This window comes from Methylobacterium persicinum (assembly GCF_022179525.1).
GTDB classification, from domain to species: domain Bacteria; phylum Pseudomonadota; class Alphaproteobacteria; order Rhizobiales; family Beijerinckiaceae; genus Methylobacterium; species Methylobacterium persicinum.
Window position 1 is genome coordinate 1 of sequence record NZ_BPQX01000094.1, and the last position, 2,804, is coordinate 2,804.

Genomic DNA, 2,804 nt, shown 5'->3' on the forward strand with positions numbered 1-2,804 from the left:
GCTATGTGGTGACCGAAGGTACGCACACGGCCGGCATCTCCGGCTCGGAGATGGAGGCCGGGATGGTCGCACAGACACCGCTCGGCCGCGCCGGCCGGCCGGATGACATCGCGGGCGTCGTGACGTTCCTTGCGTCCGATGATGCGCGCTGGCTCACCGGCGAGAACATCACCGCCAGCGGCGGCATCCGCTGAAGCACAACGATGTCACCTGCGCGCACAACCCCGACAGACTGCGCGCAGGGGTCATTTTCGAACTACATCAACTATCGAATATTGTCTGCTTTCCTGTCTCTCGCACCGAAAGCAGAACTTTGACTTTCCACCCACAGCGGTCCTACGGCTTCCGACCCATGTCCGCCGTTCCGAAGGTTATCGGCGCTTTTCGAAAGCGGACGTTGGCCGTCGCGTTGGTCCGCACCCCTTCGCCTGGCACAGGGGGATTCCTTTCGCTCTCGACCTGTCTATAGTCGATCTGCCCGCAGCGGAGGCTAAGCCCACCCGATGACGCGCGAGCGCATGACGGCTGAACAGGCCGAAACCGTTTGGCAGATCGCCCAGCTCACCGGACGCTCGATCCGGGACGTTTCTCGCGCCGCCGCCCGGACGCCGGAGCATGCGGCGGTGTTTGCCGCCGCCGTGGAACTAGCGACCGGAGAATGGACCTGGCTCGACGGTGAAGCCGGCCAGTGGCGCACCGACCCCGCGAAGCAGCATGCCAAGCTGCTCCGCTATGCCGACCTGCTCATCGAGGGCGAACCATGCGCCGCACCTTCACCGTCGAATTGACCGAGCGCGAGGCGGCAACCATCTGGCGCATGGCGGCAGCCTCAGGCGTTCCGGCCGCGCAGATCGTGCGCCATCTTCACCGCAGCACGATTTTCGATGTGGTGGCATCGCTGGCGCACGACGACACATGGACCTTCACCGACGACCGGACCGGGCAGATCGTCGCGAGCGAGGACATGCAGGCCGAGCATTTCCGAAACTGGACCCGGCTGCTGATGGATCGCCCCGAGGACCGGCCATGAACCACCCCTACGACGAAGACCAATGGGCGGCCCTGCTAGAAGCTGACCCCGCCCTTCGGGAGGTGTGGGACGCGTTCCAGACCAAGCTCTATGCGAGGGCGCGGAAGGTCATGGCCGGGGATGAGATCAAGCCGGACGGCCTACGGGAAGCGTGTGACGCCGTTTACGCCGCAGTCGGCGAGGGCCAGAGCAAGCACTAGAGCTAAACAGTCCCAGCTTACCGTTCGCCGGGTGCGCATCCACGGGGAGCGAAAGATCTACTGCGGTCTAGGATGCGCCGCCGTTCCAGCTTGGCGCCTACGCCCAGGAGTGCCAGCACGACCTAGGCGAAGTCGCCGGCCGTGTCGATGTAGGGTTCCGCCAGGGACCGCAGCGCGGCCCCGGCCTGCTGCATCTCGCGAGCGAGGACAACAAGGTCGATCGGATCGCGGGCCAGCCGGTCGGCGGCAGGCATGATGATCAGATCGCCGGGCGCGAGTGCCTTCATCAGCCGTTTTAAGCCAAGGCCGTTCCGTCGTCGTGCCGGTGAAGGTGTTGGAGAAGATGCGGGTGCAGGCAGGGGCTTCGAGCTGTCCCCGCTGGACGGCCAGATCCTGCTCGTCCATCGATACCCGCGCATAGCCGTAAATCATGCCGCAATCATGCGCCAGATATATGCAACAAAAAAGGGCAATGATTTCAGCGGGTGGCCCCTGAGCGGTAATCATCGATCAAAGCATCTGCAAGGTTTCGTTCATTTGTTCCCCGAGCAGACGTCACCAATGTCCGCAATGGGTCAGGTGTTCGTATTCCGCCGTGCGACTGTGTAAAGGGCGGATCAATTTCGGGCCGCCGTGGCGGAGTAAAACTAGGCCACGGCCTGCTTACAGCCTGAACGATGAAGGGGGCCCGATCGGGCTCCTTCATCGTTTGTCGCGGATCGTGACGGTCAGGCCGGCTGGATCTCGCCCGTCGCGGGATCGTGCTCATCCGGGGTGGCTTGTGACCTTGCCCCCTGGTCTGCCCTCGTACTGAAGCTGGGGTCAGTCGATCCAGCAGTGCACCGGTGAGCCGCTCCGAGCCCAGGACCGAGGTCCAGTCCTCGAACTGAAGGTTCGAGGTCACCACCGTCGAGCCGCGCTCATAGCGCTGGGACAGCACCTCGAACAAAAGCTCGGTCCCCATCGGCGACAGCGGCACGTAGCCGAGTTCATCGACAATCAGCAGCTTCACGGTGACCAGCTCCCTTTGAAGCCGGAGCAGGCGGCGCTCGTCATGCGCCTCCATCAGCTGGTTGACCAGCGAGGCCGCCGTGGTGAACGCGACCGAGAAGCCCTTTTGGCAGGCCGCCAGTCCGAGAGCTAGGGCGATGTGCGTCTTGCCGGTGCCGGAGTTGCCGAGCACGATGACGTTCTCCCGACCGAGGACGTAGCCGCAGGGCGCCAGCTCCAGCACGAGCATCTTGTTCAGGCTCGGGATGGCGGCGAAGTCGAAGGTGTCGAGGCTCTTTACCGCCGGGAAACGTACCGCCCGGATCCGGCACTCGACCAGGCGCCGTTCGCGGTCGATCAATTCCAACTCGACCAGCCGTAGCAGATAGCGGGGGTGGTCGAGGCCGCTCCGGGCACATTCCCGGGCGACCTTATCGTACTCGTGCAGGACCGTCGGCAACTTCAACTGCTGAGGTGATAGGCGAGCAGGACGCCCGGTGTCGTCTCATCGCCGCTCACGCTCATGCCGCCACCTCCGGCACCAGCACCGTGCAGTCGGCGGCCTGTGTTTCGGCGTGCAACTT

5 protein-coding genes and 2 pseudogenes are annotated in these 2,804 nt (G+C 64.2%); 4 read left to right on the plus strand and 3 right to left on the minus strand.

Annotated elements, in window-relative coordinates; all coding sequences use genetic code 11:
* The 4 genes from MFF22_RS24600 to MFF22_RS24615 all read left to right on the plus strand — a co-directional run.
* A partial coding sequence (locus MFF22_RS24600; RefSeq protein WP_238253399.1) for an SDR family oxidoreductase occupies positions 1–194 on the plus strand: 194 nt, incomplete at its 5' end.
* A gap of 309 nt (positions 195–503) precedes the next feature.
* A complete protein-coding gene (locus tag MFF22_RS24605) occupies positions 504–788 on the plus strand; it encodes a hypothetical protein (RefSeq protein ID WP_238253400.1) in 285 nt (94 codons plus the stop codon).
* Positions 761–1,030, plus strand: coding sequence for a hypothetical protein (locus tag MFF22_RS24610; protein WP_238253401.1), 270 nt, complete (start codon positions 761–763; stop codon positions 1,028–1,030). The genes MFF22_RS24605 and MFF22_RS24610 overlap by 28 nt, the downstream gene beginning before the upstream one ends.
* Positions 1,027–1,230, plus strand: a complete 204-nt coding sequence (locus tag MFF22_RS24615; protein ID WP_238253402.1) for a hypothetical protein — start codon at positions 1,027–1,029, stop codon at positions 1,228–1,230. Before MFF22_RS24610 ends, MFF22_RS24615 begins: the two co-directional genes overlap by 4 nt.
* A 122-nt stretch (positions 1,231–1,352) precedes the next feature.
* Here MFF22_RS24615 and MFF22_RS24870 read toward each other — a convergent pair whose 3' ends face one another.
* The 3 genes and pseudogenes from MFF22_RS24870 to istB form a co-directional block, all read right to left on the minus strand.
* Positions 1,353–1,517: a recombinase family protein gene (locus MFF22_RS24870; RefSeq protein WP_238253403.1), complete on the minus strand. Its 165-nt coding sequence runs from the start codon at positions 1,515–1,517 to the stop codon at positions 1,353–1,355.
* Positions 1,518–1,560: 43 nt separating this feature from the next.
* A pseudogene (locus MFF22_RS24875) lies at positions 1,561–1,737 on the minus strand (hypothetical protein); the annotation flags it as partial.
* 221 nt (positions 1,738–1,958) lie between these two features.
* Positions 1,959–2,745, minus strand: a pseudogene (istB, locus tag MFF22_RS24625) (IS21-like element helper ATPase IstB).
* Positions 2,746–2,804: the final 59 nt, after the last annotated feature.

Excerpts from the sequence above, each read along its gene's own strand:
- MFF22_RS24605 (WP_238253400.1), top strand. The coding sequence starts at position 504 with ATGACGCGCGAGCGCATGACGGCTGAACAGGCCGAAACCGTTTGGCAG.
- MFF22_RS24615 (WP_238253402.1), top strand. The coding sequence starts at position 1,027 with ATGAACCACCCCTACGACGAAGACCAATGGGCGGCCCTGCTAGAAGCT.
- MFF22_RS24610 (WP_238253401.1), top strand. The coding sequence starts at position 761 with ATGCGCCGCACCTTCACCGTCGAATTGACCGAGCGCGAGGCGGCAACC.
- MFF22_RS24870 (WP_238253403.1), bottom strand. The coding sequence starts at position 1,517 with ATGAAGGCACTCGCGCCCGGCGATCTGATCATCATGCCTGCCGCCGAC.